This is a genomic window from Alkalicoccus urumqiensis (assembly GCF_002993335.1).
Taxonomy (GTDB): domain Bacteria; phylum Bacillota; class Bacilli; order Bacillales; family Salisediminibacteriaceae; genus Alkalicoccus; species Alkalicoccus urumqiensis.
In genome coordinates this window covers 1-13,565 of the sequence record NZ_PVNS01000011.1, presented here as the reverse complement: position 1 = coordinate 13,565, position 13,565 = coordinate 1, and the positions used below count along the sequence as shown (strand labels likewise).

10 protein-coding genes are annotated in these 13,565 nt (G+C 48.2%); 7 read left to right on the top strand and 3 right to left on the bottom strand.

Annotation, left to right across the window (positions count from 1 at the left end; all coding sequences use genetic code 11):
- Positions 1 to 36: 36 nt before the first annotated feature.
- The 3 genes from C6I21_RS11950 to C6I21_RS11940 all read right to left on the bottom strand — a co-directional run bounded on the left by C6I21_RS11950 (position 37) and on the right by C6I21_RS11940 (position 4,993).
- Positions 37 to 1,998: a TRAP transporter permease gene (locus C6I21_RS11950; RefSeq protein WP_105959716.1), complete on the bottom strand. Its 1,962-nt coding sequence runs from the start codon at positions 1,996 to 1,998 to the stop codon at positions 37 to 39.
- 165 nt (positions 1,999 to 2,163) lie between these two features.
- Positions 2,164 to 3,267 carry a TAXI family TRAP transporter solute-binding subunit gene (locus tag C6I21_RS11945; RefSeq protein WP_245411631.1) on the bottom strand — a complete coding sequence of 368 codons (1,104 nt, stop codon included), beginning with the start codon at positions 3,265 to 3,267 and terminating at the stop codon, positions 2,164 to 2,166.
- A gap of 343 nt (positions 3,268 to 3,610) precedes the next feature.
- Positions 3,611 to 4,993: an MATE family efflux transporter gene (locus C6I21_RS11940; protein ID WP_105959715.1), complete on the bottom strand. Its 1,383-nt coding sequence runs from the start codon at positions 4,991 to 4,993 to the stop codon at positions 3,611 to 3,613.
- A 167-nt stretch (positions 4,994 to 5,160) separates the two neighbouring features.
- On the opposite strand from C6I21_RS11940, the gene C6I21_RS11935 reads away from it, so the two are divergent.
- The 7 genes from C6I21_RS11935 (at position 5,161) to C6I21_RS11905 (ending at position 13,376) form a co-directional block, all read left to right on the top strand.
- On the top strand, positions 5,161 to 6,021 hold the full coding sequence (locus tag C6I21_RS11935) for a helix-turn-helix transcriptional regulator (protein WP_181186230.1): 861 nt from the start codon (positions 5,161 to 5,163) through the stop codon (positions 6,019 to 6,021).
- A 111-nt stretch (positions 6,022 to 6,132) separates the two neighbouring features.
- Positions 6,133 to 7,893, top strand: coding sequence for a methyl-accepting chemotaxis protein (locus C6I21_RS11930; RefSeq protein WP_181186229.1), 1,761 nt, complete (start codon positions 6,133 to 6,135; stop codon positions 7,891 to 7,893).
- Positions 7,894 to 8,077: 184 nt separating this feature from the next.
- Complete coding sequence (locus C6I21_RS11925; RefSeq protein WP_105959712.1) at positions 8,078 to 9,439, top strand: sugar ABC transporter substrate-binding protein; 1,362 nt, start codon at positions 8,078 to 8,080, stop codon at positions 9,437 to 9,439.
- 74 nt (positions 9,440 to 9,513) lie between these two features.
- Complete coding sequence (locus C6I21_RS11920; RefSeq protein WP_105959711.1) at positions 9,514 to 10,818, top strand: sugar ABC transporter permease; 1,305 nt, start codon at positions 9,514 to 9,516, stop codon at positions 10,816 to 10,818.
- Positions 10,819 to 10,832: 14 nt separating this feature from the next.
- Positions 10,833 to 11,675 carry a sugar ABC transporter permease gene (locus tag C6I21_RS11915; RefSeq protein WP_105959820.1) on the top strand — a complete coding sequence of 281 codons (843 nt, stop codon included), beginning with the start codon at positions 10,833 to 10,835 and terminating at the stop codon, positions 11,673 to 11,675.
- A 207-nt stretch (positions 11,676 to 11,882) separates the two neighbouring features.
- Positions 11,883 to 12,938, top strand: a complete 1,056-nt coding sequence (locus tag C6I21_RS11910) for a LacI family DNA-binding transcriptional regulator (protein ID WP_105959710.1) — start codon at positions 11,883 to 11,885, stop codon at positions 12,936 to 12,938.
- Positions 12,939 to 12,998: 60 nt separating this feature from the next.
- On the top strand, positions 12,999 to 13,376 hold the full coding sequence (locus tag C6I21_RS11905) for a rhodanese-like domain-containing protein (RefSeq protein WP_105959709.1): 378 nt from the start codon (positions 12,999 to 13,001) through the stop codon (positions 13,374 to 13,376).
- Positions 13,377 to 13,565: the final 189 nt, after the last annotated feature.

The window sequence follows — 13,565 nt, the reverse complement described above, 5'->3', positions numbered from 1 at the left end:
CGGTAAGCATATATATGCTGCCGGCGGTTTTACGCGTTATACGTTCGTCTTTGGTTGTTTTTTCTTACGCAGTGTCTGGACAACGGCAAGAAGAATATAAAGTGCCAGTCCTGATCCTTCAATCAACAGATTATCCGGATAAATAAGCATGATCCCGGCGGCGAACAGCAGGATCCGCTCATACCAGAGGAACGTATTGAAGAAGTAGCCCATGACAGCACCACTGACAGCGCTCATGCCGAGCAGAGACGTAATGATTAGAAGCGTTACGGTCAACACGTCTGCATCGACGAGCAGAAGCTGAGGCTCGAATACAAAGATGTACGGAATGATAAACGCAGCGATGGCCAATTTAAAGGCATTCACCCCTGCGCGCATGGGGTTCGCTTTGGCGATACCGGCACCAGCATACGCTGCAAGACAGACAGGCGGCGTGATGTCGGCCACAATTCCGAAATAAAAGACGAAAAAGTGAGCGGCAATATCAGGTACTCCGTAATTGATCAGCGCCGGAGCAGCCATGGATGCGGTAACGACATAGTTTGCTGTTGTCGGAAGCCCCATACCGAGAAGAATACAGGCAATCATCGTAAAGAAGAGCAGCAGGAAAAGATTGTTTCCGGCAAGATCCAGAAGGCCGCCTGCAATTTTTCCGCCTAGTCCCGTAAATACGACGGTACCGACGATGATACCGGCACTTGCACAGGCAGCGATAACCGGCAGGGCAATTTTAGCACCCTGCTCCAGGGCATCTAGAATATCGCGGGGCCAGAGCCTTGTCTCTTTACGGACATAGCTGACAAGAAATGCTGTTCCAATACCTGTAAGCGCCGCGTACGTCGGTGTAAACCCGTTGACGAGCATCGTAATAATGATAACGAGCGGCAGGAGCAGGTAGGACCCCTTTATAAGCCCCTTTGTCGAAGGCAGCTCACTTTTAGGAAGACCAACGATTCCGTAGCGCTTTGCTTCAAAGTGAGTTCCCATAAATACGCCGGTAAAGTACAGCGCCGCAGGGATAATACCGATGATAATGATATCGCTGTACGAAACGGACGGTACATACTCTGCCATGATGAAAGCGGCAGCTCCCATGATCGGCGGCATGATCTGACCACCGGTGGAGGCAGAAGCCTCTGCAGCGGCCGCAAATTCCGGACGAAAGTTCGCCCGTTTCATCATCGGGATCGTAAAGGAACCCGAGGCTACCGTGTTGGCAACAGAGCTTCCCGTCACTGTTCCCTGCATGGCGGAGGCTGCAACAGCCGCTTTTGCTGTTCCTCCGGTAAACCGGCCTGTCAAGCCGAATGCAAGGTCGTTGAAATACTGACCGACGCCGGTTTTTGTCAGCATCACGCCGAAAAAGAGGAATAAGTAAATGTACGTCGATGAAATTTGAATCGGTGTACCGAAAATAGCGTCCGTTTCAAAAAACAGTCTTCTGGACAAGCCATTCCAGTCAAAGCCACCGTGGCCGAAATAAGGAATATTCGTTCCGAACATACCGTAAATGATAGCCAGACCTGCAATGATGACGATCGGGAGACCCACAGCACGTCTAGTTGCTTCTAAGAGAAGGAAGATACCCATCGAAGCAAAAATAATATCGATAGTGGAAAAGCCCATAATACGAGCAGCACCGGTAATCCAGTCATACCGGAAAAGAATGTAGTAGCACGAAGCCATGGAGGCAAAAGCGAACAGAACATCGTACCATGGTACGCCGCGTTTTTTCATGCCGCCGCGGTGGAGCGGGTACAGCAGGAAGATCAGTCCCATCGCTGTACCTAGGTGAACCGCTCCCTGCATGATGGAAGTGAGCGGGCCGTTCATCGGAAAAGCGCGGTACAGATGAAAGACCGTTAAGGAAATGGCCATAAATGTAATGACCCACGCCCATTTGCCGGGATTGTTCCGGAAGGAGGACTCTTTGTCGTATTTAGCAAGCATTTCCTGCTGTTCCTGCTCGCTTAAAATCTCCTGATTTTTTTCTGCCATACTATCACCTCATCAATCTGAAAGCATCAAACCTGCTGCTTTGGCGTCGACGAAAAGCCGTGAGATTCACTCCCGGTTTTTCGTCGGCGTTCCGCATGTATGCAGAGCGCGGAGCCTTACAGGCAAGAAGGAGACCGGACAAAGTCCGGTCCCATACAAGAACGATTATTCGGAAATGCCTGCTTCTTCAAAGTAACGCTCTGCACCAGGGTGCATAGGAAGGCCGTCAGAGCCGTTCAGAGCGTTCTCTTCGTTAATCTGTTCACCCTGTGGATGAGCGATATCGCCGGCATTCTCAAACATTGCTTTTGTGATTTCGTAGCCGAGATCTTCATCAATTGTATCCATAGAGCCGAGAAGAACAGCGTAGGCAGTGATTGCTTCCACGTCTTCCTCCATGAAATCGTAGGAATCAGAAGGGATCGTCAGCTGCTCATAGCCGCTGTTCTCCTCCACATAGCTGATCCCTTCTTCTGTCAGGGAAAGGAGCTCGATGTCTGCTGAAGCAGCAAGCTCGTCAATTCCGCCTGCCGGAAGACCGAGAAGACCAAAAGAAGCATCCAGCTGTCCATCCTGAATACGACCCTGAGCGTCGCCGAAGCCTTCTTCAAATGCTTCGTAATCGCCGTCTTCCAGACCGTAAGCTTCAAGAATCAGACGTGCTGCCGCCTGCGTTCCGCTTCCCGGTGGTCCGATAGCTACGGAAGAACCTTCCAGGTCAGCGACTGTTTCAATGTCGGAGTCTGCAGGAATAACAATCTGCATGACTTCCGGATAGATATGGCCCATGAAGCCGAAGTTGTCAATTTCGACACCTTCAAAGTCACCGGCGCCCGTTAACGCATCCTGCGCAGGAAGGTGTACGGACATACCAAGGTCCATTTCACCCTGGCTGATGCCGACAATATTGTCAACAGAAGCTCCGGAGGAAACAGCGCTCAGATCAAAGCCTTCCACTTCAATGTTGTTGTTTACAATCGTTGCAATTTCCTGACCGAGCGGGTAGTACGTACCGCCGGTGGAACCTGTTCCAAGCTGAAGATTACCAACGTCAGCGTCAGAGGCAGTATCTCCGTCGTTTCCTTCGTCCGCCGGTTCTTCGTTGTCAGCAGGCTCTTCCTCTGTGTTTTCTGTGTTCTCCGTGGTATCCTCTGCACCGCCGTTGTTCTCTACGTCGGTCGTGTTGTTGCCGCCGTCGTTACCACCGCAGGCAGCAAGGAACATAGCACTGGAAAGCAGCACCGCTGATAAAGATGTCACCTTTTTCACTTGGCATTCCCCCTTTAGGAATAGTAAGTATATGAATATTACAGGGCGCAATATTCTCCCTTATTTAATCAGATAGAACCAAAAAAGTCAAAAATGTGTGGTAAGGCAGAAGAGGAACATCCTTCTGTCCCAGTTGCACTCTTCCTTATAAGGCAGGTTCAGCACTGTTTTTTAAAACGTGTACCATTCTGCAGTGCTTCACTATATTAATACAGGAGCAGCAGGTGATGGCTTTACATACTTATGCAAAAAACCGAATGCAATTGTAGTTACCTTCCTTCACCGGCGTACTTTATTTTAAATGATTGTATAAGAAAGATGAATTGCATGTATACATATGATTTTACTTTCCTGCACGGACAGGTTTATGCTTCTCGTTCTTTTCCGTATCATGCGAAAAGGACATCCGCTGCCACTTTCTGCTCCGCCATCTCTGCAGCATAAGGAGGCCGCGGATCCATTCGTCTGCCGTCATGGCAGCCCAGATACCAATCAGTCCAAGTCCGAGCCAGATCCCGAGCGTGTAGGAGAAAAGAACGGCAACTCCCCACATAGAGAGAATGCCGACGTACACTGGAAAACGGACATCGCCTCCGGCACGGAGAGAATTAATGACGATTAAATTAAACGCCCGGCCCGGCTCCAGAAGAATGGTCATTAAAAGCAGCAGGGAACCAGTCTGAATGACGGCGGTGTCCGAGGTGAAGATCGAAAACAATGTATCACTGAATGCGTAAAAAACACCGGCAGCAAATACGGATACACCGAGGCCTATTTTCAAGCTGCGCAGACAGCGGTCGTAAGCAGCTTCCAGACGCTTTTCTCCTATAAGATAGCCGACAAGTATCTGTGTGCCCTGACCGACGGCAATAGAAAAAAGCAGTGTAAACATTATAATATTTAATGTATAAACTCTCGTCGTCAGTGCCGTTGTTCCCATGACAGCAACAAAGGAAGTGATAGCAATCTGCGAGGCGCTGTACGCCATCTGCTCTCCTGCGGAAGGAATGCCGATCTGGAGAAGACTTCTTACTTCTCTGCCGGAGCGGCGCTCAAGTGCTGCCTTCCACGGCAGAGGAGCAGGCACTCTTTTCAGCAGCAGATAAAACAGGAGCATACCACCGACGCAGCGGCTGAGTGCAGTACTGACTGCTACACCCTGTACACCCATTTCCGGAAATCCGAAGGCACCGAAAATGAGGACATAGTTTCCTGCAACGTTTAATACGTTCATCAAAAGTGTCATATACATAACATCTTTCGTGAACTGGTAGCTTTTCAGCGCTGCACCGACGGTCATAATAAATGCCTGCACAAAAGCAAAGCCGCCGACGATGGCTAAGTAAAGATAGGCATCGGACAGGAGTTCCTCAGGAAGCTGCATCAAGAGAAGAATCTGACGGCCGAACAGGATCAGTGCTCCACTGAGCAGAAGACCGGTCAGAAGGTTTAAGAAAATGGAAACGACGACGGTTCTTCCAGCACCCTTTTCGTTGGATGCCCCAAGCATTCTGGCGACAAGGATCGTCGTTCCCTGCGCAACGAAGCCGAACGTGACAATAATCAGCATCATCACCTGATTGGATACACCGACTGCGGCCACCGCATCATCGTCGTATTGACTCAGCATGAGCGTATCAGCATTTCCCATCAGCATATGAAGTAGAATTTCTATAAAAATCGGCCATGTAAGAGCGAATAATGTCATTTTTTTCCTTGTGCTCATGTGTTTCGGCAGAAAGGAATGTAACTGCCTTCCTCCTTCCCATTCAAAAATCCATTGTTTAATAAAAAAAACTTCACAATTCCTGGTAAGTGTACAGCAGGAAAATGGCATGTTCCAGAAGAATATTAGAATCGTTATGCACAAATCCGATATCAGAGGTGAATTCAATGTACCTTTCAGCTTCACTGCCGCCGCTGCCGGTATTTATAAAAGGAGATAAAGCAGTGTTTCAGCCGGGACAGAAGCACTTCAGCCGGACGTTTCACTTATATGATCTCATTCTTGTTACAGAAGGGGTTGTCTATATTGAAGAAGACGGCAGGCGTTATTCGCTCCAAAGAGGAGACTTTTTAATTCTGAGGCCGAGACTGTTTCATACCGGGTGGAAAGCATCACCTGAAACGGCTTCCTATTACTGGTGTCATTTTTATGTGCCGGGCGGTTCCGAGGTCGTAGGAGTGGAACACGCGGAATGGGCAGCTACGCTTCTGACAGACGGCACCTTTACAACCCCGGACCGCTTTCAAATGCTGCTTCAGACGACAGGCACATTGAAACAGAAGAACAGCGGATTTGCTTCGTTCAAAAATATGATTGAGGCAAATTACTCTGAAGACCCGGAAGCCAGAATGAGGCAGCAGGTGCTCTTCTTTGAGTTTCTCTTATTTATGCAGAGGGAGTCCCTCACCATACCTAGCGCATCAGATAAAACAGCCTCTCTGATCACTTCGTATATTCAGGCCCATTACAGGGAGCGTAGTCTGCAGATCAAGGATGTTGCTGCAGCATTTCTGTATCATCCCGATTATGTGACTAAAATCGTAAAGCAGAAGACAGGATTGACTGCGCTGCAGTTTCTTCAATACCAGCGGCTGCGGCATGCAAAAAAACTTCTGCTGACAACAAATAATAGTCTCGATGCAGTAGCGCAGGATTCCGGATTTAAAGAAGGAGCCTATTTTTCCCGGCTGTTTAAGCAGAAAGAAGGAATGACTCCCGGTGAATATCGAAGAAGAACCGGCAATTAACATAAAAATAGGAAAAATGGTCGATTTCAAAAGGAGGTCATGCTATACTGTTCCACAAGATGCAAGCGATTGCATCTATTCATGAAAAAGTACATAGAAGGGGGGAGGACGATGAAACAGAGGATGCAGAGACTGCTGCCGAGACTTTATCTTTTGACCGCTGTAATCATTCTGACATGCCTGACTGCCGGGGGACTTCTTTATTATTTTACGAATGAGGTGCAGAACAGTCACGAAACGTCCGAACAGGTTACAGCATTTAATCAGGAGTATCATACGCTGATTCAGTCCATTCATCAGATGAGCCTGGAACAGATGCAGCTTACTTCCGGAGGGTATGATGAATCGTTGGTGGAGTCTCTTGAAAGCTCCGTTGTGGAAGCACGGGATCTGCTTACTTCATTAGAGGAGAGTTCTTTAGACGAAGATCTTCTGCATTATCTCGCTTTTCTGCATGAGCCGGTGGATCAATATGAGAGCCATATCAATCAGTACTTTTCCAGCGTTTTTATCGGCGAAGAGGCTGAACAGATCGAAAACCGGATTATGCCCGGGATAACAAGGGCGGAAGCTCAGACAAACTCTGTTCATGAACGTGTGGAATCAATGCTTCAGGAGGAGCAGCAGGCAGCTTCTTCATCATTGGAATCAGCGCTGTCTTTCACGGAACAGGCAGTGACAGGAGCACTTCTGATTTTAATTATCGTGCCGCTTGCCGGCTTTCTTTGGTTTGGATACAGCTTACGGACGGGTCTTAAAAAGCTCCGCAGCCGCATTCAGGCATACAGCCGGAATGACTATTTGTTTTTGCAGGAACCGGGATCAGATGAGCTTGGAGAGGCAGACCGGGAGCTTGCTTTGATGGGACAGAAACTGGCTTCCTATGAAGAGAAAAATGAAACGCTGGCAGAAGAAGTCATGCAGGCAGTCCACAGCGTCAACCGGCTTGCGGATAAGCAGCAGGCAGCCCTTACAGAAATGGAGGGAGATACATCCGGTATGGACAGCCGCGTACATCTGCAGTCCGACCACACCACATCAATCTCTGCTTCTACAGAAGAGCTTGCCGCAGGCACGGAAGAAATCGATGGGCAGCTGACGGAAATGCTGGAGGAAATGAAAAGTATCCGCAGGGAAACCGACGATGGGAGAAGCGACATTTATCTGCTACAGCAGACGATGGCCGATCTGGATGATAGGCTCGGCGGCTCAACGGAAGCTGCAGAATCATTGAGCACCATGATGAGTGAAGTAGAAACGTTTTTAGCCGGGATCGGTGATATAACCGAAAAAACAAAAATGCTTGCAATTAATGCTTCTATTGAAGCGGCGAAAGCAGGAGAAGCCGGAAGAAGCTTCGCTGTCGTCGCCGGAGAAATACAGCGTCTTTCCGAAGGGACGAAGTCATTTTCATCGCAGATGCATACAGTTCTGCGGTCAATGCAGCAGAAAGCGGAGGGAATGGTCACTTCCTTTTCAGAGTTTAAACAGTCTGCATTAGAGATGGGAGAGCAGACAGAACAGACCGCCTCCCGGTTTAATCTTGTAAAAAAGAAAACAGAAGCAGCAGAAACCGAGCAGAGACAAGTCGCAGCCTCTATCCATGAAATGACGGGAACAATTGCAGAAGCGGCAGAATCAGTGGCGGAGCTCGCTTCAAGTGCAACCGAATTGCTTGAAAATAGTGGAAATATACACACCTCTATTCAGAAGCAGCTGCAGGATCAACAAATACTGAATAAAGAAATGAAATCACTTGAAAGAACGGCTGAACGCCTGCGCAGCAGTAAAAATGAAGAACCCTGGAACTTGAAGACGCAGCATGAGGACGAGGGATCGAAAAAAAATATTGATAAAAAGGTTGCTATTTAATATCGCCCATAGTATATTAATTACAGAAAGTGATGCAAACGGTTTCACTTCATTTACATAAGTGAAGCCAGTTTTTTTCACTGGAAATGCAAACGGTTGCCACTTTTTGCGGAATGTGTGCACTAAGCTGCTTTTCACGGAAGCAGGCAGCCATCCTATTACTTAATCCAAGGGGGAAATTGGAATGAAGCGAAGCAGATCACTGATGTTTACACTGGGTATGGTCCCGGTCATGTCACTTGCACTGATGGCGTGCGGCGGAAACGATGCCGACGGAGATAACGGCGGCAATGCGGAAAACAACGGCGGCGGTGCAGAAGAAAATGCAGATACTGATACGGAAGAAAACGCAGAAGGTAATGCAGAGGAAGGCAGTGACGGGGAAGCTGCAGCAGACAGCGAAGCTCCGGAAAAGCCGGAAACGCTTACGATGTGGGTGAACGATGAAGAAGCACAGCTTGATGCATATGAAGATATTATTACAGGATTTGAAGAAGAGCACGGAATTGACGTTGAAATCACACCATATTCCATGCTTGATCAGACAGAAGGTATGTCACTTGACGGTCCTTCCGGTCAGGGTGCAGATCTTTTCTTCCAGCCGCATGACCGTCTCGGAGACATTACGCTTCAAGGTCTTGCAGCAGAGCTGGAACTGACAGAAGACCAGCAGTCCCGTCTCGATGAGTACAATGAAGAGGCAGTAACATCGTTCAGCTATGACGGAGCTCAGTACGGAATCCCTGCCGTTGTGGAAACTTATGCTCTTTTCTATAACACAGACCTCGTAGAAGAAGCGCCGGAAACGCTGGATGATCTGATGGCTCAGGCAGAGGAGCTGACGGACGGCGATCAGTATGGCTTCCTTATGAACGCAACGGACTTTTACTTTGCCTACCCGTTCCTCACTGCAAACGGCGGCTATGTCTTTGGTCAGGATGATGACGGAGTTTATGACCCATCCGATATCGGCCTGAACGAACCTGGCGCTGTTGAAGGCGGCGAAATGATCGGTTCCTGGTTTGAAGACGGTCTGATGCCAGGCGGCGTAGATCTGGATGTGGCCGGCGGCCTTTTTTCTGAAGGAGATGCTGCGATGATCGTTAACGGTCCATGGGCTATTCCGGAATACGAAGAAGCACTCGGCGACAGCCTCGGCGTTGCTACACTTCCAACCGTTGACGGAGAGCCTGTAAGCTCCTTCTCTGGAAACAAAGGCTGGCTCGTAAACTATTACAGTGAGAACCAGTACTGGGCAACAGAACTTGCGCTTCACATCACGAATCAGGAGAGCTCCCAGACATACTTCGAAACAGCAGGTGAGCTTCCGGCCCACACAGCTGTAGAAGTGGACGATGAGTTCCTTGCACCGATCTTTGACCAGACGGAATATGCAGAGCCGATGCCTAACATCCCTGAAATGTCTCAGGTATGGGATCCAATTGCAGAAGCGCTCGAGTTTATTTCCCAGGGAGAAGATCCACAGGAAGTACTGGATGAAGCGGTTCAACAGATCGAAGATCAGATCGCTATTTCCCAGCAGTAATTTATCTTTAAACGCGGGATTGGGGAGTTTCCTCTCCAGTCCCGATTTACTTACATGATCAGGAGGAAGCATCTATGGCTGCAAACAACGAGCGAGAACTGGTTAATCCAAAACATAATCCTACTGTAGCTGCACTGCTGTCCATTATTCCGGGCCTCGGTCAGGCTTACAATAAACGCTTTTTAAAAGGTGCTGCCTTATTCATTCTCTTTGCTGCTTTTGTCATCGCAATTGCAGATTTCATCGCTACCGGCCTGCAGGGTCTGGTAACGCTTGGTGTCGAAGAACGGGTGGATGATTCCCGGGTGTTTTTAAGTAACGGGATTATCGCATTTATACTGCTGACGTTCTTTCTTGCATTTTATGTGCTGAATATCCAGGACGCGATTAAAGACGCAAAGAGAATTCAATTAGGCTGGCAGGTCCCGAACATACGGGAAGGGTTCAAAAATGCCTGGGATACAAGTTTTCCATACTTCATGATCGGCCCGGGTCTTTTGCTGCTTATCTTTGTTGTTGTGTTCCCACTCATTTTTATGGTTCTTCTGGCGTTCACGAACTATAACCTTTACAATGCGCCGCCACGGAACCTTCTCGAGTGGGTCGGTTTCGAAAATTTCGTCCAGCTGTTCACACTCAGCGAATGGCGGGATTCTTTCATTAATGTATTGTCCTGGACACTGATCTGGACGTTTGTTGCAACAACGCTGCAGATCGCACTTGCGCTGTTCCTGGCTACGATCGTAAACGATCCGCGCATTAAGTTTAAAAAGCTGATCCGGACGATCTTTATTCTACCTTGGGCTGTTCCGGCCTTTACGACAATTATTATTTTCTCCGCGATGTTTAACGATAATTTCGGAGCAATTAATACAGGTATACTCGTACCGTTATTCGGTGACGGTGCTGCAGTTCCGTGGCTTACAAGCTACTGGTTTACACGCCTTGCCATTATTATGATTCAAGTATGGCTCGGATTCCCGTTTGTCTACGCTCTCTTTACCGGTGTCCTGCAGAGTATTTCGGCAGACTGGTATGAAGCAGCAGACATTGACGGTGCGAACCGCATGCAGAAATTCCGTCATATTACGTTCCCGCACGTCATGTTTGCGACGGCGCCACTGCTGATTATGCAGTACTCATTCAACTTTAATAACTTTAACATCATCTACCTGTTTAATCAGGGTGGACCGGCTGTACGAGGACAGACCGCCGGTGGATCAGATATCTTAATATCCTGGATTTACAGTCTGACGTTTGAGAACCAGCAGTTTAACATGGCCGCTGCAGTCTCGATCATTCTCGGCCTGCTGGTTGCCGGCTTTGCCTTCTTCCAGTTCCGCCGCTCCAGATCCTTTAAAGAGGAGGGGACATTCTAATGGCAGGAAAATCAATGAGCAAGAAAAATAAAAACAGACTCGAACTTCTAGGAAGCTATTCTGTTATTATAATCATGTCGATTATTATTATTTATCCGCTTCTCTGGGCGCTCGGCATTTCGTTGAACCCGGGCCGCGGACTTTACGGGGCGTCGTTTATACCCGAAACGTTTACACTGGATCACTATAGATGGCTCTTCTTTGATCCGCGGAGTAATTACCTTCTCTGGTATAAAAATACGCTCATTATTGCGCTGACTGTGGCCTTTGTTGCTACGTTTATGGTAGCACTGACGGCTTATGCTTTCTCCCGGTACCGGTTTAAAGGAAGAAAGAATGGTCTTTACGCATTCCTGCTTCTGCAGATGTTCCCGGTTCTTATGGGGATGGTGGCACTCTACATCCTGCTGAACACAGTTAACCTGCTCGATACGCTAATTGGTCTGATCCTCATCTACATAGGCGGGGCCATACCGATGAACGCGTTCCTGGTTAAAGGATATTTCGACACGATTCCACGGGAACTGGACGAATCGGCGAAAATTGATGGTGCAGGGCACTTCCGGATTTTCTTCCAAATCATGCTTCCGCTTGCAAAACCAATTCTTGCGGTAGTCGCTCTGTTTAACTTTATGGCACCATTCATGGACTTTCTCCTGCCTCGGATTGTACTCCGGAGTCCTGAGAACTTCACGCTGGCACTAGGGCTGTTCAACTTTGTAAACGATGAGTTTTCAAACAACTTCACCCGTTTTGCAGCAGGAGCTATTCTTGTTGCTGTACCGATCGCACTCGTGTATCTATTCCTGCAGCGCTACCTGATTTCCGGCCTGACCTCAGGTGCAACGAAAGGGTAAAAACAGCGTTCATTCCGGCCGTCCAGACTGTCAATCAGTGGGCGGCCTTTTTAAACGCCGGACATCCAGACTGTCAATCAGTGGGCGGCCTTTTTAAACGCCGGACAGATTCCTTCTGATTAATAAGGCGGCGATGTGGGTACAAGGAAATACAAGTTGAAAAAAGATGAAAACGGTTTAAAATGAATAAGTAAAGGGGGAAGAGCGATGACGGTAACAATAAAAGATGTTGCAAAAGAAGCGGATGTTGCCCCTTCTACGGTGTCCAGGGTCATTTCCGACAGCCCCCGGATCAGCGAAAGAACAAAGGAAAAAGTGCGTGAAGCAATGGCGCGGCTCGGCTATCATCCGAATTTTAATGCAAGGAGTCTGGCAAACCAGTCCACGAAAACGATCGGAGTGATTATGCCGAACTCTGCCAACAAAACATTCCAGAACCCATTTTTCCCGGAAGTTATCCGGGGGATCAGTACGAAAGCCCATCAGCTGGAATACGGTCTATATTTATCCACCGGCCAGTCTGATGATGAAATTTATGAAGAAGTGCAGCATATGGTCCAGGGGAAACGTGTGGATGGAATCATCCTGCTATACTCCAAGGTGGATGACCGCGTCATGAAGTATCTCCATGAACAGGATTTTCCATTTACCGTAATCGGCAGACCGTATGATGACTCTCTCAGCAACGTTACATTTGTAAATAATGATAATTTAAAAGCTGCAAAAACAGTGACAGAGTATCTGCTGCTGCTCGGTCACAAGCGGATCGCTTTCATCGGAGGAAACCTGGAACATGTGGTGACAATCGACCATATGGAGGGGTATCATCAGGCACTTAAAAATGCCGGTATCGACCCATGTGATGATTATATTGTCTTTCATGATGAGCTGCAGGAAGGCGGACAGGAAGCGGTCATTGACCTGATGAGTCTGGCAGAACGGCCTTCAGCGCTGATAGTGGCTGATGACATTATGACGTTTGGTGTTATGAGAATGCTCAGCGAAATGGAAGTGCACGTGCCGGACGATATTTCGATTATCAGTTTCAACAATGTTATGATCTCAGAGCTTTCCGCCCCGCCGATGACAACAGTGGACATTAATATCTACAGTCTCGGCTACGAAGCCGCAAACCTTTTAATCGATAAAATTCTCCACCCGGATGTTCCAGCCAAAAAAGTACTTATTCCGCATAAAATGATTAAACGACAGACGTGCCGAAGGGTGGCCGCTGAACGCACACTGAAAGAAGAAACGCTGTAGCCGTAGAATTTCTTTACACTTCCACGGAGGAATCGTATAGTAAGCTCTGAGGTGATCAAAATGAGTGAATATATGGACGGTATCCTGCAGTATTCTGCTGAAGAAGTGCAGGAGAAACTAAAAGAACCCGGAACGGTCATCATTGATGTCAGAGAGCCGGAGGAGTACGAAGCATCTCATATTCCAGGCGTTCCGCTCCTGCCGATGCAGCAGATTCCGGACTTTGCCGAAGCTTTTTCGCCGGAAACAGAATATATTTTCATCTGCCGAAGCGGAAGGCGTTCCCATCATGTATCGATGTTTTTAAAAGATCAGGGAATTGGAAAAGCTGCGAACTTTGACGGCGGTATGCTGGACTGGGACGGACCGAGCGTGGATGGGCCGGAAGTACAGCTGAAGGCACCGGAAGAACTGCTGGACTGGCACAAAAGAAAATAGCAGCAGAAAAACGCTGGTATGCAGCCTGATCAAAAGTAGAAAAAGTCGTTCCGGAATCGATCGGGGCCACTGAAAATCTAGCGATTTTTCATTTCGTATCGTAGGATCTCATATGAAAACCGCCCGTTTCTCCCCAACCTTGGAGAAACGGGCGGTTTTTTTGTCAGTCGTGTGGTTTGCAGTGGCTAC

Coding starts and splice junctions, on each gene's coding strand:
- C6I21_RS11940 (WP_105959715.1), bottom strand. CDS start 4,993: ATGAGCACAAGGAAAAAAATGACATTATTCGCTCTTACATGGCCGATT.
- C6I21_RS11905 (WP_105959709.1), top strand. CDS start 12,999: ATGAGTGAATATATGGACGGTATCCTGCAGTATTCTGCTGAAGAAGTG.
- C6I21_RS11925 (WP_105959712.1), top strand. CDS start 8,078: ATGAAGCGAAGCAGATCACTGATGTTTACACTGGGTATGGTCCCGGTC.
- C6I21_RS11920 (WP_105959711.1), top strand. CDS start 9,514: ATGGCTGCAAACAACGAGCGAGAACTGGTTAATCCAAAACATAATCCT.
- C6I21_RS11910 (WP_105959710.1), top strand. CDS start 11,883: ATGACGGTAACAATAAAAGATGTTGCAAAAGAAGCGGATGTTGCCCCT.
- C6I21_RS11935 (WP_181186230.1), top strand. CDS start 5,161: ATGTACCTTTCAGCTTCACTGCCGCCGCTGCCGGTATTTATAAAAGGA.
- C6I21_RS11915 (WP_105959820.1), top strand. CDS start 10,833: ATGAGCAAGAAAAATAAAAACAGACTCGAACTTCTAGGAAGCTATTCT.
- C6I21_RS11930 (WP_181186229.1), top strand. CDS start 6,133: ATGAAACAGAGGATGCAGAGACTGCTGCCGAGACTTTATCTTTTGACC.
- C6I21_RS11950 (WP_105959716.1), bottom strand. CDS start 1,998: ATGGCAGAAAAAAATCAGGAGATTTTAAGCGAGCAGGAACAGCAGGAA.